This is a genomic window from Streptomyces changchenzhani, from assembly GCF_039766235.1.
In the GTDB taxonomy this organism is placed as follows: domain Bacteria; phylum Actinomycetota; class Actinomycetes; order Streptomycetales; family Streptomycetaceae; genus Streptomyces.
In genome coordinates this window covers 1,540,935-1,561,825 of record NZ_JBDHNH010000001.1, presented here as the reverse complement: position 1 = coordinate 1,561,825, position 20,891 = coordinate 1,540,935, and the positions used below count along the sequence as shown (strand labels likewise).

The window sequence follows — 20,891 nt, the reverse complement described above, 5'->3', positions numbered from 1 at the left end:
GCGGGCCCGGACGCGTGAAGCGTCCGGGCCCGCCGCGTAAGGAATCAGGCAGAGGCTCAGGCCTCGGTCTTGTCCTTGAGCTCGGCGTCGCCGGCCTCGGCCGACGCGTCGGCCTGGTCGGTCTCGGAGGCCGCCTCGACCGCTTCCACGGTGTCGGAAGCCTCGGAGGACTCGGAAGCCTCGTCCTCGTCCTCATCCTCGTCGTCGAGCTCGACGAGCTCACCGTTGGTGTCGGTGACCTTGGCGGCCTCGACCACCACGGCCAGCGCCTTGCCGCGGGCGACCTCGCCGACGAGCATCGGAACCTGGCCGCCTTCGACGACGGCCTGGGCGAACTGGTCGGGGCTCATGCCGGAGGTGGCCGCACGCCGCATGAGGTGCTCGGTGAGCTCCTCCTGGTTGACGTTCAGCTTCTCCTTGTTGACGAGCTCGTCAAGGATGAACTGGGTCTTGATGCCCTTGACGGCCTGCTCGGAGAGCTCGGCTTCGAACTCCTCGGCCGTCTTGCCCTGGATCTCAAGGTACTTCTCAAGATCCAGGCCCATCTGGCCGAGCTGGTGGTTCTCCAGGTTGTGCTTGCGGGTGTTGACCTCGTCCGCGAGAAGCTTCTCGGGGATCGGGACCTCCGCCAGCTTCAGCAGCTCGTCGAGGACGCGCTCCTGGGCCTGCGTGGCCTGGTCGTACTGCTTGGTGCTTTCGAGGCGCTTGCGGCTGTCGGCCTTGAGCTCGTCCAGTGTGTCGAACTCGCTCGCCATCTGCGCAAAGTCGTCATCCAGCTCGGGCAGCTCGCGAGCGGCGACCGCGGTGACCTTTACGGCGACCTCGGCCTCCTTGCCCTCGGCGGTGCCGCCCTTGAGCGCGGAGGTGAAGGTGGCCTCGCCACCGGCCTCCAGGCCCGTCACGGCGTCGTCAATGCCTTCGAGGAGCTCGCCGGAACCGATGGTGTACGAGACACCCTCGGCGACGCCGTCCTCCAGGACCTCGCCGTCGACCTTGGCCTCCAGGTCGAGCGTCACGACGTCGCCTTCGGCGGCGGCGCGCTCGACCGGGTTGGTGGAGGCGAAGCGCTCGCGCAGCTCCTCCACGGCCTTGTCGACGTCCTCGTCCTTGACCTCGATGGCGTCCACCTCGACCGCGATGCCGGAGTAGTCCGGAATCTCGATCGTCGGGCGGATGTCGACCTCGGCGGTGAAGGACAGCAGTTCGCCGTCCTTCAGCTCGGTGATGTCGACGTCGGGCTGGCCGAGAACGTTCAGCTCACCCTCGTTGACAGCCTCGGTGTAGAACTTCGGGAGGGCGTCGTTGACGGCCTCCTCCAGCACAGCTCCACGGCCGAACCGCTGGTCGATGACTCGGTTCGGGATCTTTCCCTTGCGGAAGCCCTTCACCGTGACCTGCTGGTTGATCTTCTTGTACGCCGCGTCGAGGCTGTCCTTGAGCTCCTCGAAGGGCACCTCAATGCTGAGCCGAACCCGGGTCGGGTTCAGGGTCTCCACGGCGCTCTTCACGGTTCGGTCTCCTTGGGGCTGACTTCTGGGGTTCTGCTGGGCCGCACGGTGGCGGCTTCGCCGATCGGGCCCGGTACATCAGACACACGGGCACGCAGCTTGCATAGTAACGGCAAGCAGGAGCAGTCCCACAATGCGATCTTGATCGTGATCGCACGGGGACCCTGCCGGCAACCCTGCCGGTAAAGGTGATGATGGTCGGGGTGGCCGGATTCGAACCGACGACCTTCCGCTCCCAAAGCGGACGCGCTACCAAGCTGCGCCACACCCCGTCGGTGCGACACGAAGGGTACATGCCTGCGGACGGCACGTCCGCCGCATTGTTCGCGACCCGGCCCGCCGCCCCGTCCACCGCATTATCGGGTGTGCGCCGAGCGGCCGGAACCCGCTACGATGCTCTCCGTGCCGCGGTCACCTCGACCTGCGGCGCGACATGTGCGGGCGTAGCTCAATGGTAGAGCCCTAGTCTTCCAAACTAGCTACGCGGGTTCGATTCCCGTCGCCCGCTCCACGGCCTCCGGCCCGGTCTCGGTGAGTACTCACCGAGACCGGGCCGGAGGTTTTTTCATGCCCGGAGGGCGCGTACGAACGCGCTCAGAAGCTGATCTGGTTGATGGTGTCCGCTATCGAATCCAGGAAGCGGTTGATGGACGGTGCCATGCCGCTGGACGCGAGGAAGAAGCCGAAGAGCACGGCCACCACCGCGGGCCCCGCCTTGATCGAACCCCCGCGGATCAGCACCACCAGCACGATCGCCAACAGAAGCACCACAGACAGTGAGATGGCCACAACTGATCACACCTTTGGTCGGTCCGCCTTGCCGGCCCGGGAGCGCACGACCCGGCACACACCCGCAAGCCTCCATCGTGCCACCAACTCGCCACTGGTGGCTGCCGGGTGACGGAACGTGGGAGGCCGGTTGGCGCCTTCGATGCGCCCGGCGCGCACTCCGGCGCGGGCGCCACGCGCACACCGCCGAATTGAACGGTCTCGCGCGGAAGCGAATTGAGCTTGATCGTTTCATTACCCACACATACTGTTCGCGGGAAATTCGAATAGTGGCCACTCACACTCCGGGCCGGTCGACAAAGGCGTAATGAGCCGGACATTTCACCGGAGTCGCCCGTCGACGGTATGCACCATTTAAGCGGGACTAGTCAGGTCATAACAGGTCGAAAATGTGACCTGCGCCATAACCATGTACGGCTGTGCCTCGTTGTCCACCAATGGGGTAACCGCGCAAATAGCAGATGGGTGAGAACGGGGTTTTACGAAATCGATCCGCCACGGCTAGGGTGCCTCAGATGTTTCATGCTCCGCACGGATATCAGAGGGCCCCGCTCCCCCCGGCCCGGGAGTCGGAGCCCGAAGCCCCCCTTGCACGGACCGCCATGACGTTCTCGTGGTCCGGGGCCGAAGCAGTACCCACGCCCTCCCCCAAGGGCGCCCCCGTCGCGAAGCACCGCGACGCGTTCTTCGACAACGCCAAGTACCTGGCCATCGTGTTCGTCGCCATGGCGCACGCGTGGGAGCCGGTGATGGACGGCAGCCGCACCACCAGGGCGATCTACATGGTGGTCTACAGCTTCCACATGCCGGCCTTCATCATCATCTCCGGCTACTTCTCGCGCAGCTTCGACATGAGCCGCAAGAAGCTCCAGCGACTCGTCACGGGCGTCGCGGTTCCGTATGTGCTCTTCGAGATCGCTTACACCTTCTTCAAGCGGTGGGTCGGCAATGATCCCGGCCACCCGATCAGCCTGCAGGACCCCTGGTATCTGACCTGGTTCCTGGTCGCGCTGTTCATCTGGCGGGTGACCACCCCGCTGTGGCAGGCGCTGCGCCACCCGATGCCGGTCGCACTCGGCCTTGCCGTCCTCGCGTCCGTCACCTCCAACATCGGTGACGCCCTCAATCTGCAGCGCGTATTGCAGTTCCTGCCGTTCTTCGTGCTGGGCCTGATGCTGAAGCCCGAGCACTGGCAGATGGTGCGGCGTCGCGAGGTCAGGCTGCTGGCGCTGCCAGTCCTCCTGGGTTCCCTGCTCTTCGCCTACTGGGTCGCCCCGCGCCTGTCGCTCGGGTGGTTCTACCACAGCAGTTCCGCCCAGGAGATCGGCGCTCCGTGGTGGGCCGGGGTCGTCATGCCCTTCGCGCTCTTCGGCTGCTCGCTGGTCCTCACCGTCTGCTTCCTGGCGTGGGTGCCGGGCCGCACGATGTGGTTCACGGTGCTGGGCGCCGGCACCCTCGGCGGCTATCTGCTCCATGGCTTCCTGGTGAAGGGCGCCGGGTACGCGGGCTGGTTCGAGACGTACACCTGGCTGTCGACGCCGCTCGGCGAGATCTTCGTGACGGTGGTGTTCGCCGTCGCGGTCACCCTGTTCTGCACCCCGCCGGTGCGGCGGTTCTTCCGGTTCGCGCTGGAGCCCAAGATGGACTGGGCGTTCCGCCGCGACGCGGGAGAGACCGCGCGCAAGCGGGAGAGCGAGCAGCAGCCCGAGCGGGAGCGGCAGTTCGCCGGGCGCTCCTCCTAGGCCGGGCGCCTCCTGGGGCGGACCACCCTAGGAGAGGCCGAGGAGGCGGCGTACCTCCGTGTATTTGAGCGTGAGCCGGGCCCTGGTCACCTCGTCGAGTACGGCGAGGCGACCGGGGTCCGCGTTGTGTGCGAGGTCCGCCTCCTTGACCAGCAGTGCGCCCGGTGTCGCCAGGATGCGGGCGGTGTACGCCGCCCTGTCCTCCCCCGGGCGCTTGGTGACGGCCAGCACCATGTCCTTGACAGAGCGCGGCAGTTCGGCGCTCTCCAGCCACTCGTGGGACAGCGCGTCGTCCTCCACCGCGTCGTGCAGCCAGGCCGCCGCGATCTGCTGCTGGGTGCCGCCCCTGGTGCGTACCCCTTCGGCGACGGCCTGGAGGTGCTCCACGTACGGGCGTCCCGCCTTGTCGGTCTGTGTCGCGTGCGCGTCGCGCGCGACGGCTTCCACCTCGGTCAGGGTCAGATAGGTCATGCCCCCACACTTACCGCATGGCCGCGCGGGCCGGCAGTGAGGTGGATGCCCAGCCCAGCAGCAGTGTCGCGGCGACGAACGAGCCGTAGACGACCGGCGGGATGTACGGGGCCTCGCCCGTCAGGGCGTTCAACATCGGCTGGCCCGGATCCTGCCGGGCGGACGGGCCGCGCACGAACGCGAGTTGGTGAGCTGACCCCGCGAGGACCCCGCCCTCAGCCCCGGGCGGGGTCCTCGACCACCCGGGCGAGACCGTCGAGCATCGCGGTGAGCCCCAGCTCGAACAGCGCGTCCAGGTTGAGGTCGTACCCGTCCGCGAGGGCCCCGGTGACCTTCGCGAAGGTCGGGAAGGCGCCGGACGAAGCCAGCGCTTCCAGCGCAGGCGTCTGCCGGTCCATCCAGTCGTCCTCCGAAAGCCCGGTCGCCGCCTCGGCCTGGGCCTCGCGCTCCAGATGGACCGCGAGGCCTTGGACATGCGCGTACACCAGCACATGCAGATTCATCAGGGTCTCCGCACCGAGCCCGTGGCCGTCCAGCGCGCTCAGCGCCCACTCGGCGTGCACCATCAGGTTGGGCAGCATCAGCGGGCGGCCGAGCGAGCTGATGTGCGCGAGCCACGGGTGCCTGCGGTGCAGCGCCCACAGGGTGTACGCACCCAACTCCAGCCGTGCCCGCCAGCCTTCGGGCGCGTCGACCGCCGACGGGTAGGCCAGTTCCCCGTACACGGCATCGGCCATGAGCAGCACAAGGTCGTCCTTGCTGGTCACATAGCGGTACGGCGACATCGCGGCGACCCCGAGCCGGGCGGCGACCCCGCGCATCGACAGAGCGGCAAGCCCCTCGGCGTCGGCGAGGGCGACGGCGGCGCGCACGATACGGTCACGGGTCAGCTCACGGTCGGGCTCGGGCACGGCCCGGCGCCGGGCCGTGCGGGCGGCGGCCACGACGGTGCCCACGCGGGGCTCGGCCTCGACCAGACCCTCCTGCCGCAGGGTCGCCAGCGCCTTGGTGGCGGTGGCCGGCGCGACCTCCCACTCCCTGGCGATCTGCCGGTAGGGCGGATCCTTCAGCGCCGAGAACTTCCTCGGCCTCGACAACTGGCAGATGTGGCTGCGCGAGGGCACCGCGGGCTACGGCATCTACCCGGTGCGCGACAACACCGAGCTCAGGGTCATGGCGGGTTTCGAGGCACCGCCGCTCGCCGACGGCTACGACTACCGCGACACCGACCGCCAGAAAAAGCTCGTCGCCGAAGCACTCAGCAGCCTGGGCTGGGAAACCCCCAGGCTGCTCAGAGCAATGCACACCGCCCCAGACTTCTACTTCGACTCAATGGCGCAGATCCGCATGGACAGCTGGTCGAAGGGACGCGTCACGCTGCTCGGTGACGCCGGTTACTGCGCCTCGCCCCTGTCCGGCCAGGGCACGAGCCTGGCCCTGGTGGGCGCGTACGTGCTTGCGGAAGAGCTCGGCCGGGACAGCAGTAACCACCTCACCGCATACGCCCGCACGGAGGCCCGCATGCGCCCCTTCGTAGCCCTGAACCAGGCCATCGCCCTGGACAACCCGGGCGGCCCCGCGTCCCAGGAGGCGGTCGACCGGGCAAAGTCGGCGATCGACCTGGACGCCGGACGGCACCTGGTGTGACGAGGGCCCGCGGGACTCGACGGCGGGAGGGGGTCGGGGCCGTAGGGAGTGGTGTTCGGGACGTAAAACGTGATTTGTGGGCCTCTTCCCCGCCAGGGCCTTCGGCGACCCCGCAGTGCGCCTAAATCATGCAGTCCCGAACGCCGCTCCCGGAGGCCACGGCCCCCGGCACCACGGCGCACCTCACGCCTCGTGGCAGATCAGCAACAACGCCCGATCATCATTGACGTCCTTAGCGACCGCTTCAATGAGATGCCAGGCCGCGCCCTCAAATCCAGAGGCGACGTACCGGTCCGCCTCCCCCGTAAGCCGGTCGATTCCTTCCGCGATGTCCCGTCCCGACGCCTCAACAAGACCGTCCGTGAACATCATCAAGACATCGCCGGGGCGCAGCGAGCCCTTCACCGGATCGAACTGGGCACCGTCGTAGACCCCGAGCAACGGCCCGATGCCGGTCTTCTCCTCCCAGCGCCCGCTGCCCGCGTGGAGCTGGAGCGCCGGCAGGTGGCCCGCCGACAGCAGCTCGTAGTCGCCGGAGTCCAGATCGAGCACCAGATGGATGGAGGTGGCGAAGCCTTCGTCCCAGTCCTGGCGGAGCAAATACGCGTTCGCTGCGGGCAGGAAGCCGTGCGGCGGCAGCTGACCGAGGAGGCCGCCGAACGCCCCGGACAGCAGTAGCGCCCGGGACCCCGCGTCCATGCCCTTGCCCGACACATCGGTGAGGACGACTTCGAGCGTGCGCCCCCCGTTCGTGCGGGCGGCGACCACGAAGTCGCCGGAGAACGACTGCCCGCCGGCCGGCCGCAGCGCCATCTCGCGGTGCCACTTCTGCGGGAGGCGCGGCAGCGCGCTCTGCACCCGGATGCGCTCGCGCAGGTCGAAGAGCATCGTGCCGCCGCGCCGCCAGGGGACGCCGACCCTGGCCCTGAACTGCGCGATGACCAGCCCGAAGAAGCCGCACGCGGCCACGGTCAGGACGGTGCCAGGCGTGACACGGGCCGGCCCCTGCGTGTACGGGCCGAGCACGATCGACTCGACGATGAGCGCGGCCGCGGCCGCCGCGTACAGGCTGAGCAGGCTCGCGGGGCGCAGCAGCAGCCCACCGGCCACGATCGGCAGGACCAGCGCGGACGGCGCGCACCAGATCGGCATGGCAATCGTGCCCAGCGCGATCGCCGGGACGGTCAGCAGGAGACCCGCCAGCGCGATCCAGTCGGAGCCGTCGCCGCGGAAATAGTCGACGCCGGACTTGCGCAGCGCGATACGGACCCGGTGCGCCGACTTGCGCGTCCGGGCCGAGAACGAGTCTGCTCCTACTCCGCGTGCCATTGCGGTGGACCCTATCTATCCCTGGCGCTCCTCCGCAGGGGGACCCCCGTGACATTGCGTTCGAAATCGGGTCGCTCGAATGCCGGAGCGCTGGTAGTCATGGCATATGACTACAGAACTTCGGGTACTGCGGCCGGACGAGTGGGACGAGTGGTATGGCAAGTTGGAGCTCGCCTTCGGTGGTGTCGCGGAAGCCCCGGAGGAGCGCGCCCTCTGGAAGAAACTGACGGAGCTCGACCGGTCGATCGGCGTCTGGGACGGCGAGGAGTGTGTGGGCACGGCCGGGGCCTTCAGCTTCCGCCTGTCGGTGCCGGGCGGCGCGCTCGTGCCCTCGGCGGGCGTGACCATGGTGAGCGTGACGGCGACTCACCGGCGGCGCGGGATCCTCAGGTCGATGATGCGGCGCCAGTTGGACGACGTACGGGCGGCCGGTGAGCCGCTCGCCGTGCTGACCGCGTCCGAGCCCGCGATCTACGGCCGCTTCGGGTACGGCTGCGCCACCCAGCAGCTGGCCGCCGAGATCAACACCTCGCGGGTGCGGCTCGCGGTGCCGGACGGGACGGACAACGTACGGGTGCGGTTCGCGAAGCCCGCCGACGCGCAGGGCGCGTGCGAGGCGGTGTACGCGCAGCTGGTGACGGGACGGCCCGGCATGGTGGCGCGCGCGCCCGGCTGGGAGGGCCTGCCGCTGATCGACCGGGAGAGTGACCGCGAGGGCACTTCACCGCTGCAGTGCGTGCTGGCGGAGCGGGACGGGGAGACCGTGGGGTACGCCCGCTACCAGGTGAAGCCCGACTGGGAGTGGACGGGGGCCGAAGGCATCGTCGTACTGCGGGACTGCGAGGCGCTCGACCCGGCGGCGTACGCGGCGCTGTGGCGCTTCCTCTTCGACATCGACCTGACGTCGACGCTCCGGACGCGCAACAGGCCGGTGGACGACGCCTGGCAGCAGCTGGTGTCCGACATCCGCCGGTGCGACGTACGGGTGCGCGACTCGCTGTATGTGCGGCTGGTGGACGTCGGCGCGGCCCTGGAGGCCCGGACCTTCCAGGTGCCCGTGGATGTCGTCTTCGAGGTCACCGACGCGTTCTGCCCCTGGAATGAGGGGCGTTGGCGGCTGACGGGGGACGCCAAGGGCGGTGCGTCCTGCAAGCGGACGGACGAGCCCGCCGATCTGGCGCTGTCCGTACGGGAGTTGGGCGCGGCGTATCTCGGCGGAACGAGCCTGACCGCGCTGGCGGGCGCCGGGCGGGTGCGGGAGCGGCGGCACGGGGCGCTGGCGGAGGCCTCGGTGGCGTTCGGCTCGGACGTCGCGCCGTGGCTGCCGCACGGCTTCTAGCACTGGCCCTCAGCTCTGCTGACACCCTGGGCACCAGAAGAGATTGCGGGCGGCGAGCGGAGCGATACGGATCTCCGCGCCGCAGATGTGGCAGGGCAGTTGGGCCCTGCGGTAGACGTAGACCTCGCCGCCGTGGTCGTCGACGCGTGGCGGGCGGCCCATCTCGTCCGGCATGTGCTCGGGGCGGACGGTGTCGATGCGGTTGTTGCGTACGCCCTCGCGCATGAGCGCGGCGAGGTCCGCCCAGATCGCGTCCCACTCGCGGCGGGTGAGGTCCTTGCCCGCGCGGTACGGGTCGATGCCATGCCGGAAGAGGACCTCGGCGCGGTAGACGTTGCCGACGCCCGCGACGACCTTCTGGTCCATGAGCAGGGCCGCGACGGTGACCCGGCTGCGGGAGATCCGCCGCCAGGCCTTCTCCGCGTCCTGGCCGGGGCGCAGCGGGTCGGGTCCGAGCCGCTCGTGTATCGCCTGCTTCTCGGCGTCCGTGATCAGGGCGCAGGTGGTGGGGCCGCGCAGATCGGCGTACGCCTCGGAGTTCACGAGCCGCAGCCTGACCGTGTCGGCCGGGGGCGGGGCGGGGGCCGCGCCGAAGCCGAGCTTGCCGAAGAGGCCGAGGTGGATATGGACCCAGCCGACGCCGCCGAAGCCGAGGAAGAGGTGCTTGCCATGGGCGTCCGTGTCGTCGATGACATGGCCGTCGATGAGCGCCGCGCTGTCGGAGAACTTGCCCTGCGGGCTGGTGACGCGGGCGGTCCTGCCCGCGAAGCGGTCGCGGTGGTCGTCGGCGAGGCGGTGGATCGTATGCCCTTCGGGCACGGCGTCGCTCCTCGGGGACATGGCCGTGCCGCCGAGGGGCGATGCCCCGGCGGCACAGGGAGAACGGTCGGCTCGGTCAGTCCTGCTGCGGGTGGTGCGCCGGGACCGGGGGAAGGTCACCGGTCGTCTCGTAGGCCGCGAGCATGTCGATGCGGCGCTGGTGGCGCTCCTCGCCCGTGTAGGGCGTGGACAGGAAGATCTCGACGAACTTCGTCGCCTCTTCCCGGGTGTGCATCCGGCCGCCGACCGAGATCACATTGGCGTTGTTGTGCTCGCGGCCGAGGGCGGCGGTCTGCTCGCTCCAGGCCAGCACGGCACGTACACCCTTGACCTTGTTCGCGGCGATCTGCTCGCCGTTGCCCGAGCCACCGATCACGATGCCGAGCCCGTCGGGGTCCGCGGCGGCCTTTTCGGCGGCGCGCAGGCAGAACGGCGGGTAGTCGTCCAGGGCGTCGTAGACGTGGGGACCGCAGTCCACGGGCTCGTGGCCGTGGGCCTTGAGCCACTCCACGAGGTGGTTCTTGAGTTCGTATCCGGCATGGTCGGAACCGAGGTACACGCGCATGGGTCGAGTGTGGCACGAGCGGAGCCGGGCAGCCGTCGCCGGGGTCGGGACCCCGCTCCCCGTACAACGATCCGGATTCGGCTCTTCCGTCCTGGATGAACGTCGGGTTTCAATGCGGGGGCTCGTCACCCGAGCGAACCCAGAAGTTAAGGATTGTGCATGAGCACGCAGCCGACCCTTACGAAGGCAGGCGAAAACCCCGGGGAACCCGGGAATTCGCAGCCTACCGATGGTCTCCAGGCCGGTCTGAAGAACCGCCATCTGTCCATGATCGCCATCGGCGGCGTCATCGGCGCCGGCCTCTTCGTCGGGTCGAGCGGCGGCATCGCCGCGGCGGGTCCGGCGATCCTCCTGTCGTACGCACTCGTGGGCACGCTGGTCGTCTTCGTGATGCGAATGCTCGGGGAAATGGCCGCGGCGAATCCGACCTCCGGGTCGTTCTCGGCTTACGCGGACCGGGCCCTCGGGCGCTGGGCGGGCTTCTCCATCGGCTGGCTCTACTGGTTCTTCTGGGTCGTGGTGCTCGCCGTCGAGGCGACCGCGGGCGCACTGATCCTCGAAGGCTGGATACCGGCAATCCCGCAGTGGGGCTGGGCACTGATCGTGATGGTCGTGCTGACCGCCACGAACCTGGCCTCGGTGGCGTCGTACGGCGAATTCGAGTTCTGGTTCGCGGGGATCAAGGTCGTCGCGATCAGCGCCTTCGTGATCATCGGTCTGCTCGCGGTCTTCGGCCTGCTGCCGGGCTCGGACAACCCGGGGGCGGGCTTCGCCCACCTCACGGACAGCGGCGGATTCTTCCCCAAGGGGCCAGGCGCGATCCTGACCGGCGTCCTGATGGTCGTCTTCTCCTTCATGGGCAGCGAGATCGTCACGCTGGCCGCCGGTGAGTCCGAGGACCCGGAGCGGGCCATCCGCAAGGCCACCAACAGCGTGATCTGGCGTATCGGCATCTTCTACCTCGGCTCGATCTTCGTCGTGCTGACGCTGCTGCCGTGGAACGACAAGTCGATCCTCAAGGACGGTTCGTACGTCGCCGCGCTGAACTCGATCGGCATCCCGCACGCAGGTCAGATCATGAACGTCATCGTGCTGACCGCGGTGCTCTCCTGCCTGAACTCCGGGCTCTACACGGCCTCGCGCATGGCGTTCTCGCTGGGCAAGCGCGGGGACGCGCCGAAGTCCTTCGCCAAGACGGTCGGGCACGGTGTTCCGCGCACGGCGATCCTCGCGTCGGTCGCCTTCGGCTTCATCGCCGTCTTCTTCAACTACATGTGGCCCGACACGGTCTTCGCGTTCCTGCTGAACTCGTCGGGCGCGGTGGCGCTGTTCGTGTGGCTGGTCATCTGCCTGACGCAGCTCAAGATGCGCGGGATCATCCTGCGCGAGGCGCCGGAGAAGCTCGTCGTGAAGATGTGGCTCTTCCCGTATCTGACGTACGCGACCGCGGCGATGATCGTGTTCGTGATCGGCTACATGATCTACGACGACGGTGAGCCCCGTAAGCAGGTGCTGCTTTCGCTGCTGGTCGCGGCGCTGGTGATCGGTATCGCGCTGATCCGCGAGAAGCTGCGGAAGAACGCGTCCGCCGACCCGACCGACCTGGCCGGGCCTGACGGGCCTGCCGACCTGGCCGGGCCTGCCGGTCCGACGGATCAGAGCGGTGTGAAGGAGTCCGTCACCCGGTCGTAGGCACGCAGGGCTTCGGTCCTGGTGTCGGGCGCGTACCAGAGGTTGACCTGGTACGACTTGCCGCCGGCGTTGAAGCCGAGCTGGCGGGCGCGCCAGGGCCGGCCGTCGTCCGTGAAGAAGTACTCCCAGACGATGGCCGGCCGGCCCTTGAAGGTGGTGCGCTCCAGGCGCTCCTTCCGATAATCCGGGACGTCCAGGGACTCCTGCTCGAACTGTTGCCACTGAGCAAGAAGATCGCCGCCGCGTGCGAGTGCGTACAGGCCGGCGATTTCTTGTTGCCCGTCGGGCGAGTGGTAGTGGACGTTGGACGGGCTCTTAGCGCTGCGCGTCCAACTCTTGGGCGGCACCCAGGCGAAGCCTGTCTCGTTGCGGGCGCCGGGGGGCGGCGTGGGGATGGGCTCGGTGGTGCCCCCGCCTGTGCCGGAGTCACTCGGTGGGCGGGAGGTGCCGGCGACGGTCGGGCTGCTGCTGGGGTCACCTCCGTTGCTGCCGCCCGGGTCGCCGGCGGTGGCGATCAAGACGGCGGCCACGGCGGCGGTGGCGGTGAGGACGGCGGCGACGAGCACGCGATTCTTACGGGCGGCCCAGGGGCGGGGTGAAGCGGGCGTGGGGGGACGGGTGGGAGCGGTGTCGGGGGCGAGGTCGGGGGCGGGCTCCGGGGCCTCCTGCTCCGGAGCGCGGCCCGAGACTTCCCGCTGCTCGCGCTCCGGAGCGCGGCTCGGGGCCTCCTGTGCGGGCGCCGGTGGCCCGGAGGCGTTGCCGGTGCCCGGCGGCCCGTAGGCCCGGCGGGGCGCCTCCAGGGTCGGCGAGTGGGCCACGCCCGACGCTGCGGGGCGGGATGCCGCCGGTTCGGGGGGCGCGGGCTCCGTCGGCGCGGGCTCAGCAGTGGTGCCGCGGGGGCCGGTGGCCTCCCGAGGGGGCGAGGTGTGTGGGTGTGCGGGCGCGGCGGTCGCCGCCGCAGCAGGGCGGATGCGCGGGTCGGGGCGGGTCGGCCGTGAGCCGGCGGGCGACCCGGCTGTCGGCCCGACGGGGCTTGCGTTCCCGACGGGGGTGGAGGGGGTGGACCCGTCGGCCTGTCCAGGAAAACTCGCGGACCCCGCTGGGCTCGGGCTCACGCGGGGCTCCGGCGGACGGAGTGCGGACCCGGCCGGACCGGACGCGTGGTGTGCCGCAGCCTCCGCACCATTTCCATGCCCCGCATCCGGCGGGATCCGGCTCTCGTCGCCGTGCGCCTCGGCCAACCAGCCCGTGGACCCCGAGCCTTCGGCCGACGGCCCGGAATGCGGCAGCGTACGGCCGGACTCGGGCGGGGGTACGGGTGCCGCTCCCCCAGCGGCCTCGGGCGCCGCACCGGGTACAGGGGCAGCCCCGGCTCCGACTCCCGCTTCGGCCGAGGCGGCGGGTGCCTGAGGGGCGGCGGGTGCCTGAGGTTGGGGCGCCGTCCCCTCGGGGTCCGGCTCACTCCACGCCGGCACCCGCTCCGGCCTGGCGTACGCCGGTCCCGCGTGCGGGGGCGCAGGGCTCGACGGCGCAGGGCTCGACGGCGTACGCCCCGGCGGATTGGAGCCCGGTGGCGCCTGGCCGGACACCAATGCGCCCGGCGGCGTACGCACCTCGTCCGGTGGGGCCTCCCCGCGTGCGGCGGGGCCGGGCGTTCCGGTGGCCTCCGCGGGGGGCGCGGTCCCCGTCGGGGCGGGCGGACCCGGTGGCGGCGGCGGGGTGTTGGCGATCAGGTGGAGGCGTGCGTGGAGCTCGTCCAGGGTCGGGCGCAGGGACGGCTCCTTGACCAGGAGCGAGGCCAGGATCGGGGCCAACGGGCCTGCGGCGGAGGGGATTTCGGGCTCCTCGTAGAGCACCGCGTGCAGGGTCGCCATGGTCGTCGGGCGGGAGAACGGCGACTGCCCGCCGACCGCGGCGCACAGGGTCGCGCCCAGCGACCAGATGTCGGACGGCGGGCCCTGCGGGCGGCCGCCGACCCGCTCCGGGGCCATGTAGTCGGGCGAGCCGACCAGCATGCCCGCCATGGTCAGCGACGTCGTGTCCTGAATCGCCGCGATCCCGAAGTCGGTGAGCACAACGCGCCCCGCGCGCCCGAGCAGCACATTGCCCGGCTTGATATCACGGTGCAGCACCCCCACCGCGTGGACCTCACGCAGCGCCGCCGCGAGACCCAGGCCGATCCGCGCCGCCTCGCGCGGAGTCACCGTGCCGTCCTCGGTCAGGAACTGCTCCAGGGAGCGCGAGTCGACCAGCTCCATGACGATCCACAGGCGGTCGCCCTGCTCGGCGACGTCGTAGACCCTGACCACATTGGGATGGTCTATCCGCGCGGTCGCCCGCGCCTCCCGCAGTGTGCGCTCACGCCGGATGCGGCAGTCCTCCGCGTCGGGGTCGTCCATCCGCATTTCTTTCACAGCGACGCGCCGGTCGAGAACCTCGTCGGACGCGCGCCACACACGCCCCATTCCCCCCTGGCCGATCGAAACGACCAGGCGGTATCGACCGGCTACCAATAGCCCCGGTGTCCCCGGCTTTCCCAATATTCCCGCCATTTAACCGTCCTCTCCCTCAGCACCGGCTGCGGCCAGGACAGAAGCATGAACTTGCCACCATCACAGCATAGTTGGACGGAATCTTGTGGTACCTCTTCTTGTACTGCAGAACGTTGCGCGGTGAGGGGGACGGGAAATGATCGGAAAGACCGTAGGGAACCACAGGGGACCGAATCGAACATTTGCGGGATCAATGGTGGCGGCCGCAATGGCGACCACTCTCTTTCTGCCGTTCAGCGCCTACGCGGCCGATGAACCGGCGCCGGGAAGCAGCAAGGGAGGCAAGCCGGGGCCCGCAGCGATCGCCGATGTGAAGATCACAACCGAACTGCCGGAGCGCATCACCGTCGACAACAAGACGGAAGGCACCGAGCTCACCGCGAAGGTAGTCAACAACGGGACCAAGGAGACAGGTCCGATCACCCTGACCGTGGTCGGCTTCGACGGCATGCGGATCACCGCCGTCAAGGGCTGCGGGCAGATTCCGAAGGGCCAACTGCCCCCCGGATCCAACAGCGGCTTCGCGTGTGTCATCGACAATGTGGCGGCGGGCAAGAACCGTTCGTACGCCGTCACCGCGACCTACGACCTCCAGAAGGCCGGCAAGATCTGTCTGCCGGTGACGGAGGGCACCGGCAAGAAGCTGCTGTGGCAGCAGGGCCCGGTCGCCTTCGGTACGTCGAAGCCGACGCCGAACGCGCCCGACACCCCGCTGCTGCTCGGCACGGACAACACCCCGGCGGCGCAGGGCGACAAGCCCGCGGAGCCGTCGAAGCCCGGCAAGGACGCCAAGCCCGGCAAGCCGGACCTGCCGTCCACGGGTATCGGGGACCGCACCCTGGCACTCGGTCTGGCCGGCGCGCTGCTGATCGCGGCGGGTGGCGCCGGGTTCCGGTGGACCAGCCGTCGGGCCCGCTGATGTAGGGCACAAAGCCCGCTGGCGTAGGGGACGTACGGCAAAAAAGGGGCGAGGGCCCGCACCAAGTGGTGCGGGCCCTCGCCTACTTCGTACGCGCGGACTCAGTCCCGGCGTCCCATCAGCTTCCACGTCGCGGGCAGCGCGCCCATCGCCAGCGCCGCCTTGAGCGCGTCACCGATGAGGAACGGCACCAGGCCCGCGGCGACCGCGGCGCTCAGGGACATGCCGGTGGACAGGGCCAGGTACGGCACGCCGATCGCGTAGATGAGGGCCGAGCCGAGCACCATCGTGCCCGCGGTGCGCAGCATCGAGCGGTCGCCGCCGCGGCGGGCGAGGGCGCCGACGACCGTGGCCGCGAGCAGCATGCCGAGGATGTAGCCGAACGTCGGCATGGCCATGCCCGACGCGCCCTCCGCGAACCACGGCACGCCCGCCATCCCGACCAGCGCGTACAGCGCGAGGGAGAGGAAGCCGCGGCGGGCGCCGAGCGCCGTGCCCACCAGGAGCGCGGCGAACGTCTGGCCCGAGACCGGGACGGGCGAGCCAGGCACCGGGAGGAATATCTGGGCCGCGACGCCGGTGAGGGCGGCGCCGCCGAACACCAGGACCGCGTCGCGGGCGAAGGCGCGCGAGGCGGTGGTGACGGACGGCAGCAGGTCGGCGAGGACCGCTCCGGGGCGGGTGGGGACGGCAGCAGTGCTCATCGGGGCTCCGCGGGCTAGGGCAGGAAGGGAAAGGCAGGAAGGGACACCGTGACGTTAGCCCAGGGGTTAACGGGCGATCACCATCAGCCGCCGACAAAGCGGGGGTTGGCCTCTTGGTGGGATTCACACAAAGAGTGGTCGGCAATCTCCGCGCATACGTGATGCGCGTCACGGAGTCACCGGTGCGCAGTGGCCCTTTTGCGGAGAAGGGCAATGCTCGGCCAGACTGTAGGTTCCCCATAAACGTTGCGGAACATTCCGAGAATCGCGAGAGTGACGAGCGCCATGCACGACGCCCCGCCCTGCTCCCCGCCCGCCACTGCCACTCCTTTGGCCACCGAGGCCGAGCCCCTCACGCACGGTCTTAAACAGCGCCATCTGTCGATGATCGCCCTCGGCGGTGTCATCGGCGCGGGCCTCTTCGTCGGGTCCGGCGCGGGCATCGCCGCGGCGGGCCCTTCGATCGTCGTCGCGTACGCGATATCCGGCCTCCTCGTCATGCTCGTGATGCGCATGCTCGGTGAGATGTCGGCGGCGAACCCGGCATCGGGCTCCTTCTCGGTGCACGCGGAACGGGCGATCGGCCCGTGGGCGGGCTTCACCGCGGGCTGGGCGTTCTGGGTGCTGCTGTGCGTGGCCGTGGGGCTTGAGGGCATCGGCGCCGCGAAGATCATGAGTAACTGGCTGCCCGGGACGCCCGAGTGGGCGTGGGTGGCGCTGTTCATGCTGGTCTTCCTCAGCACGAACCTGGCGTCCGTGAAGAACTTCGGCGAGTTCGAGTTCTGGTTCGCCGCGCTCAAGGTCGGCGCGATCGCGCTCTTCCTGATCATCGGCCTGCTGGCGATCTTCGGTGTGCTGCCCGGCACGGACGCCCCCGGCACCAGCAATCTCACCGGCGACGGCGGGTTCATGCCCAAAGGCTCCGAGGGCCTGGTGATCGGCCTGCTCGCCTCGGTCTTCGCGTACGGCGGCCTGGAGACGGTCACCATCGCTGCGGCCGAGTCGGAGCGGCCCGTCGAGGGTGTCGCCAAGGCCGTGCGGACGGCGATGTGGCGCATCGCGATCTTCTACATCGGCTCGATGGCGGTCATCGTCGCCCTGGTCCCGTGGGACAACCCGGACGTCGCCGACCCCGACAAGGGCCCGTACGTCACCACCCTCGACCACCTCGATATCCCTGGCGCCGGCACGGTGATGCAGATCGTGGTCCTGGTCGCGCTGCTCTCCGCGATGAACGCGAACATCTACGGCGCGTCGCGCATGGGGTACTCGCTGGTCGCGCGCGGGCAGGGCCCCAAGGCGCTCGGCCGGATCACCGGCGGTGTCCCGCGCGTCGCGGTGCTCGCCTCCTGCGTCTTCGGTTTCCTGTGTGTGCTGCTCAGTTACTGGCGCCCGGACGATGTCTTCCCATGGCTGCTCAACATGATCGGCGCGGTGATCCTGGTCGTCTGGATCTTCATCGCCGTCTCGCAGTTGCTGCTGCGGCGGCGCACGGAGCGCGAGGCTCCGGAGACGCTGGTCGTGAAGATGTGGGCGTACCCGGTGCTGACCTGGGTCGCGCTGATCGGCATGGTCGGCATCTTCGCCCTGATGCTGCGCGAGCCCGGCACCCGCGATCAGTTGCTCGCGACGGGGGCGCTCACGCTGGTGCTCGCCGGGATCGGCTTCGGGCTGCAGAAGTCCCGCGAGCAGGCGGGTACGCGCACGGATACCCGCTAAGGACTGTCCCGCGGGCGGCTTCAGCCCAACGGCACCCGCCAGGGCGGCTTCAGCCCAACCGCGTCACCGCGTGCGCCGCCACCTCCGGCGGCAGCCACCCCCGCGCCTCCAACTCCCCCACCAGCCGGGCGTACGGCTCCGCGAAGGCCGCCGTGCGCCCGGGGTGCGGGTGGACCACCTCCCGGACGCGGACCATCGCCTCCGCCGCATCCGCCAGGTCCCCCGCCTCCCCCGCGCCGTGCGCGGCCAGGACGGCCATCCCCAGGGCGGGCTGGGTCTGTTCGGGGATGCGGGCCGGGCGGCCCAGGATGTCGGCGCGCAGCCCGTTGAAGTACGCGCTGCGCGCCGCGCCGCCGGTGAAGGTCAGCGAGCCTTCGACCGGGGCGCCCAGGTAGTGCAGGTAGTCAAGGCAGAGCCGCTCCGCGTAGCCGATGCCCTGGAGCAGCGCCGCCCAGTGGTCGCCCTCCGAGGTACCGGCGCCGAGTACGAACGCGGTGGCGTCGGGGGCGCTGAACGGGAAGCGCTCGCCGTGCGAGGCGAGCGGGTAGGCGAGGGCGACGGCCGGTTCGTGGTGGGCGGCGAGGCGGTCGAGGCGGGCCGGGTCGGCGCCGGGGAAGGCCGCGTTGAGTGCGCCGGCCCCGACGCTCGACGCACCACCGGGCAGCCAATTGCCGTCCGGGGAGCGGTGGTTGTAGACAATGCCGGTGCTGTCGTGGACGGGGGCCGCGGTGACGCCCTTGAGGACGAGGGTGGTGCCGAGTACCGAGTTCCATGAGCCGATGCGCAGCGCGCCGGACGCGATCTGCGCCGCGCACCCGTCGGTCATGCCGGCCACGACCAGGGTGCCGGCCGGGATGCCGGTCTCGGCCGAAGCCGCGTCGCTGACCTTGCCGAGGGTGGCTCCGGGGCGTACGACCTCGGGGAACAGGCTCGCGGGCAGGCCGATCCGGTCCAGAGCCCCGCCGGGCCACGCGTCGTGTTCCAGGTCGTAGCCGGTCTTCAGGGCGTGGCTGGAGTCGGTGGCGACCGGGCCGCCGGTGAGCCGGGCGTTCACCGTGTCGGCCTGGTGCGCGAGGCGTACCGCGCCGGCTTGCCCGTTGCGCCGCCTGGCCAGCCAGAGCGCCTTGGGCAGGCCCCAGCTCGGCGGCAGCCCCGCCTCGACGGCCTCCGGTCCGGCGCGCCCGTCGTCGTACATCAGGCCGGGGGTGAGCGGGCAGCCCTGCCCGTCAGTGAGCAGGACGGTGCCCGAGGTGGAGCAGACGGCGAGGGCGCGGATACGGCGGGCGGCAACGCCGTTGAGTGCGGCTTGTGTTGCGGTGCGCACTGCGGCCCACCAGTCGGCCGGGTCCTGCTCGTGGCGCACTCCGTCGCGCCGGCCGGTCAGCGGGGCCGAGCCGCTGCCGAGGAGGTGGCCCCGGGTGGTGGCGAGGACCGCGCGTACCCCCTGTGTCCCGAGATCGATGCCCAGCCATGCCGTGTCGTCGGACCGCACACGATCCTCCCGCGCGTATCGGCGCCATGTGTGAACTTCTCACTGTGCACCGAGATTTTCCGTTGCGCGAGGGATTGACGCCCAACTACCGCTGTTCCAAGCTCTGTTAACCAGACGACTGCACTTGTTAGGAGGCCCGGGGGCACCCCCGGGCCGACACAGCAGCGGAGGTCGCGATGGACATGCGCGGACAGGACAGGCGGCGGCTCCTCGCCCTGGCGGCGGCCTCTTCCGCCACACCGCTGCTCACCGCCTGTGGTGCGGGGTTCGGCGGGGACGAGAAGAAGGGCGACGGTTCGGCGGCCGACGACGTCACCGGGTCCTTCGACTGGAAGAAGGCCAAGGGCAAAACGGTCAAGGCGCTGCTCAACAAGCACCCGTACACCGACGCCCTGATCGCCGACCTGAAGGCGTTCACCGCGAAGACGGGCATCAAGGTCGAGTACGACGTGTTCCCCGAGGACAACTACTTCGACAAGCTCACCGTCGACCTGTCCAGCGGCCGGGCGTCCTACGACGTCTTCATGCTCGGCGCGTACATGGTCTGGCAGTACGGGCCGCCGGGCTGGCTGGAGGACCTCGGCCCGTGGATGCGCAACTCCTCGGCCACCGGCTCCGAATGGGACCAGGCCGACTTCTTCCCCAACCTCCTGCAGGCCGACCAGTGGTCCCTGAAGGCGGGCGCCCCGCTGGGGCAGGGCGGGCAGTACGCGCTACCGTGGGGCTGGGAGACCAACGTCGTCGCGTACAACACCGAGGTGTTCAAGAAGCTCGGGCTGAAGCCCGCCGAGACCTTCGACGAACTGCGGGAGATCTCCGGCGCCATCAAGCGCCGGGCGCCGGGCGCGGGCTTCGACGGGATGTACGGGGTCGCGGTGCGCGGGTCGCGCAGCTGGGCGACGATCCACCCCGGCTTCATGACCATGTACTCGCGGTACGGGCTCAAGGACTTCACCGTCGAGGGCGGCAAGGTCAAACCGGCCATGAACTCCCCCGAGGCCATTGCCTTCACCCAGGACTGGGCCGAGATGATCAAGAAGGGCGGGCCGCCGTCCTGGACGTCGTACACCTGGTACCAGTGCTCCAGCGACCTCGGCGCGAAGAAGGCCGGGATGCTCTTCGACGCCGACACCGCCGCGTACTTCCAGGCCGTGGCGGGCGCCTCGCCGGCCTCCGGGAAGATCGCTTTCCACCCGGGGCCGAAGGGGCCCGACGGATCGCTCGCCACGAACATGTGGATCTGGTCGCTCGGCATGAACGCCAAGAGCAAGAACAAGCACGCGGCGTGGCTGTTCCTCCAGTGGGCGACCGGCAAGGAGCATCTGCGCAAGGCGGCGATCGAGGGCAACCACATCGACCCGGTGCGCAAGTCCGTCAGCCAGGACGGCGCGTACAAGGACAAGATGAAGGACATTCCCGGCTTCATCGAGACCTTCGAGACCGTCGTCGACCAGACGAAGATCCAGTTCACGCCGCAGGAGCAGTTCTTCGACGCGACGACGAGCTGGGCCGCGTCGCTCCAGGAGATCTACGGCGGCAAGAACGCCAAGTCCGTGCTGAACGGCCTGGCGAGCGACCTGGCATCGAAGGTCGGGTGACGCCGC

Annotated in this window: 18 protein-coding genes and 2 tRNA genes; 8 read left to right on the top strand and 12 right to left on the bottom strand. The window is 69.9% G+C overall.

Annotation, left to right across the window (positions count from 1 at the left end; translation table 11 throughout):
• Positions 1–56: 56 nt before the first annotated feature.
• Together tig and ABCR94_RS07375 are read right to left on the bottom strand one after the other, a co-directional pair.
• Positions 57–1,508 carry a trigger factor gene (tig, locus tag ABCR94_RS07380; RefSeq protein ID WP_347118252.1) on the bottom strand — a complete coding sequence of 484 codons (1,452 nt, stop codon included), beginning with the start codon at positions 1,506–1,508 and terminating at the stop codon, positions 57–59.
• 195 nt (positions 1,509–1,703) lie between these two features.
• Positions 1,704–1,780: transfer RNA gene (locus ABCR94_RS07375), tRNA-Pro, on the bottom strand.
• 165 nt (positions 1,781–1,945) lie between these two features.
• On the opposite strand from ABCR94_RS07375, the gene ABCR94_RS07370 reads away from it, so the two are divergent.
• Positions 1,946–2,019, top strand: a tRNA-Gly gene (locus tag ABCR94_RS07370).
• Between the two features lie 83 nt (positions 2,020–2,102).
• On the opposite strand, the gene ABCR94_RS07365 is transcribed toward ABCR94_RS07370, so the two are convergent.
• Positions 2,103–2,297, bottom strand: a complete 195-nt coding sequence (locus tag ABCR94_RS07365) for a hypothetical protein (RefSeq protein ID WP_347118251.1) — start codon at positions 2,295–2,297, stop codon at positions 2,103–2,105.
• A 515-nt stretch (positions 2,298–2,812) separates the two neighbouring features.
• Between ABCR94_RS07365 and ABCR94_RS07360 the strand changes: the two genes are divergently transcribed.
• The gene (locus ABCR94_RS07360) at positions 2,813–4,039 is read left to right on the top strand and encodes an acyltransferase family protein (RefSeq protein ID WP_347118250.1); all 1,227 of its coding nucleotides are present in this window, start codon (positions 2,813–2,815) and stop codon (positions 4,037–4,039) included.
• 27 nt (positions 4,040–4,066) lie between these two features.
• Here ABCR94_RS07360 and ABCR94_RS07355 read toward each other — a convergent pair whose 3' ends face one another.
• From ABCR94_RS07355 to ABCR94_RS07345, 3 genes are all read right to left on the bottom strand, one after another.
• Positions 4,067–4,510, bottom strand: coding sequence for an HD domain-containing protein (locus ABCR94_RS07355; protein WP_347118249.1), 444 nt, complete (start codon positions 4,508–4,510; stop codon positions 4,067–4,069).
• Between the two features lie 10 nt (positions 4,511–4,520).
• Positions 4,521–4,646, bottom strand: a complete 126-nt coding sequence (locus tag ABCR94_RS07350; RefSeq protein WP_347118248.1) for a hypothetical protein — start codon at positions 4,644–4,646, stop codon at positions 4,521–4,523.
• 79 nt (positions 4,647–4,725) lie between these two features.
• Complete coding sequence (locus tag ABCR94_RS07345; protein ID WP_347118247.1) at positions 4,726–5,607, bottom strand: TetR/AcrR family transcriptional regulator C-terminal domain-containing protein; 882 nt, start codon at positions 5,605–5,607, stop codon at positions 4,726–4,728.
• A gap of 7 nt (positions 5,608–5,614) precedes the next feature.
• Here ABCR94_RS07345 and ABCR94_RS07340 point away from each other — a divergent pair, with 7 nt between their 5' ends.
• A complete protein-coding gene (locus ABCR94_RS07340; protein WP_347118245.1) occupies positions 5,615–6,157 on the top strand; it encodes an FAD-dependent monooxygenase in 543 nt (180 codons plus the stop codon).
• Between the two features lie 183 nt (positions 6,158–6,340).
• Here ABCR94_RS07340 and ABCR94_RS07335 read toward each other — a convergent pair whose 3' ends face one another.
• Positions 6,341–7,486 carry a PP2C family protein-serine/threonine phosphatase gene (locus ABCR94_RS07335; RefSeq protein WP_347118244.1) on the bottom strand — a complete coding sequence of 382 codons (1,146 nt, stop codon included), beginning with the start codon at positions 7,484–7,486 and terminating at the stop codon, positions 6,341–6,343.
• Positions 7,487–7,592: 106 nt separating this feature from the next.
• Here ABCR94_RS07335 and ABCR94_RS07330 point away from each other — a divergent pair, with 106 nt between their 5' ends.
• Positions 7,593–8,825 (top strand): GNAT family N-acetyltransferase, encoded by a 1,233-nt coding sequence (locus ABCR94_RS07330; protein WP_347118243.1) that lies wholly within the window; start codon positions 7,593–7,595, stop codon positions 8,823–8,825.
• 9 nt (positions 8,826–8,834) lie between these two features.
• Here ABCR94_RS07330 and ABCR94_RS07325 read toward each other — a convergent pair whose 3' ends face one another.
• Both ABCR94_RS07325 and ABCR94_RS07320 read right to left on the bottom strand, forming a co-directional pair.
• Positions 8,835–9,644, bottom strand: coding sequence for an Fpg/Nei family DNA glycosylase (locus tag ABCR94_RS07325; protein WP_347118241.1), 810 nt, complete (start codon positions 9,642–9,644; stop codon positions 8,835–8,837).
• 76 nt (positions 9,645–9,720) lie between these two features.
• Entirely contained in the window at positions 9,721–10,209 is a 489-nt protein-coding gene (locus ABCR94_RS07320) for a ribose-5-phosphate isomerase (protein WP_347118240.1), read from the bottom strand.
• 159 nt (positions 10,210–10,368) lie between these two features.
• Between ABCR94_RS07320 and ABCR94_RS07315 the strand changes: the two genes are divergently transcribed.
• Positions 10,369–11,901: an amino acid permease gene (locus tag ABCR94_RS07315; RefSeq protein WP_347118239.1), complete on the top strand. Its 1,533-nt coding sequence runs from the start codon at positions 10,369–10,371 to the stop codon at positions 11,899–11,901.
• On the opposite strand, the gene ABCR94_RS07310 is transcribed toward ABCR94_RS07315, so the two are convergent.
• The gene (locus ABCR94_RS07310) at positions 11,865–14,453 is read right to left on the bottom strand and encodes a protein kinase domain-containing protein (protein ID WP_521976356.1); all 2,589 of its coding nucleotides are present in this window, start codon (positions 14,451–14,453) and stop codon (positions 11,865–11,867) included. The genes ABCR94_RS07315 and ABCR94_RS07310 overlap by 37 nt on opposite strands.
• A 208-nt stretch (positions 14,454–14,661) precedes the next feature.
• Between ABCR94_RS07310 and ABCR94_RS07305 the strand changes: the two genes are divergently transcribed.
• Entirely contained in the window at positions 14,662–15,372 is a 711-nt protein-coding gene (locus ABCR94_RS07305) for an LPXTG cell wall anchor domain-containing protein (protein WP_347118237.1), read from the top strand.
• A 101-nt stretch (positions 15,373–15,473) separates the two neighbouring features.
• Here the strand turns inward: ABCR94_RS07305 and ABCR94_RS07300 are convergent, their stop codons facing one another.
• On the bottom strand, positions 15,474–16,076 hold the full coding sequence (locus tag ABCR94_RS07300; RefSeq protein ID WP_347118236.1) for a biotin transporter BioY: 603 nt from the start codon (positions 16,074–16,076) through the stop codon (positions 15,474–15,476).
• A gap of 285 nt (positions 16,077–16,361) precedes the next feature.
• Here ABCR94_RS07300 and ABCR94_RS07295 point away from each other — a divergent pair, with 285 nt between their 5' ends.
• Positions 16,362–17,795 (top strand): amino acid permease, encoded by a 1,434-nt coding sequence (locus ABCR94_RS07295; RefSeq protein ID WP_347118493.1) that lies wholly within the window; start codon positions 16,362–16,364, stop codon positions 17,793–17,795.
• A 49-nt stretch (positions 17,796–17,844) separates the two neighbouring features.
• Here ABCR94_RS07295 and ABCR94_RS07290 read toward each other — a convergent pair whose 3' ends face one another.
• A complete protein-coding gene (locus ABCR94_RS07290) occupies positions 17,845–19,287 on the bottom strand; it encodes an FGGY-family carbohydrate kinase (RefSeq protein ID WP_347118235.1) in 1,443 nt (480 codons plus the stop codon).
• 176 nt (positions 19,288–19,463) lie between these two features.
• Between ABCR94_RS07290 and ABCR94_RS07285 the strand changes: the two genes are divergently transcribed.
• Entirely contained in the window at positions 19,464–20,885 is a 1,422-nt protein-coding gene (locus ABCR94_RS07285; RefSeq protein ID WP_347118234.1) for an ABC transporter substrate-binding protein, read from the top strand.
• The last annotated feature ends 6 nt before the right edge of the window (positions 20,886–20,891 follow it).

Excerpts from the sequence above, each read along its gene's own strand:
- ABCR94_RS07360 (WP_347118250.1), top strand. The coding sequence starts at position 2,813 with ATGTTTCATGCTCCGCACGGATATCAGAGGGCCCCGCTCCCCCCGGCC.
- ABCR94_RS07355 (WP_347118249.1), bottom strand. The coding sequence starts at position 4,510 with ATGACCTATCTGACCCTGACCGAGGTGGAAGCCGTCGCGCGCGACGCG.
- ABCR94_RS07350 (WP_347118248.1), bottom strand. The coding sequence starts at position 4,646 with ATGTTGAACGCCCTGACGGGCGAGGCCCCGTACATCCCGCCGGTCGTC.
- ABCR94_RS07340 (WP_347118245.1), top strand. The coding sequence starts at position 5,615 with ATGTGGCTGCGCGAGGGCACCGCGGGCTACGGCATCTACCCGGTGCGC.
- ABCR94_RS07335 (WP_347118244.1), bottom strand. The coding sequence starts at position 7,486 with ATGGCACGCGGAGTAGGAGCAGACTCGTTCTCGGCCCGGACGCGCAAG.
- ABCR94_RS07330 (WP_347118243.1), top strand. The coding sequence starts at position 7,593 with ATGACTACAGAACTTCGGGTACTGCGGCCGGACGAGTGGGACGAGTGG.
- ABCR94_RS07320 (WP_347118240.1), bottom strand. The coding sequence starts at position 10,209 with ATGCGCGTGTACCTCGGTTCCGACCATGCCGGATACGAACTCAAGAAC.
- ABCR94_RS07315 (WP_347118239.1), top strand. The coding sequence starts at position 10,369 with ATGAGCACGCAGCCGACCCTTACGAAGGCAGGCGAAAACCCCGGGGAA.
- ABCR94_RS07310 (WP_521976356.1), bottom strand. The coding sequence starts at position 14,453 with ATGGCGGGAATATTGGGAAAGCCGGGGACACCGGGGCTATTGGTAGCC.
- ABCR94_RS07305 (WP_347118237.1), top strand. The coding sequence starts at position 14,662 with ATGGCGACCACTCTCTTTCTGCCGTTCAGCGCCTACGCGGCCGATGAA.
- ABCR94_RS07300 (WP_347118236.1), bottom strand. The coding sequence starts at position 16,076 with ATGAGCACTGCTGCCGTCCCCACCCGCCCCGGAGCGGTCCTCGCCGAC.
- ABCR94_RS07295 (WP_347118493.1), top strand. The coding sequence starts at position 16,362 with ATGCACGACGCCCCGCCCTGCTCCCCGCCCGCCACTGCCACTCCTTTG.
- ABCR94_RS07285 (WP_347118234.1), top strand. The coding sequence starts at position 19,464 with ATGGACATGCGCGGACAGGACAGGCGGCGGCTCCTCGCCCTGGCGGCG.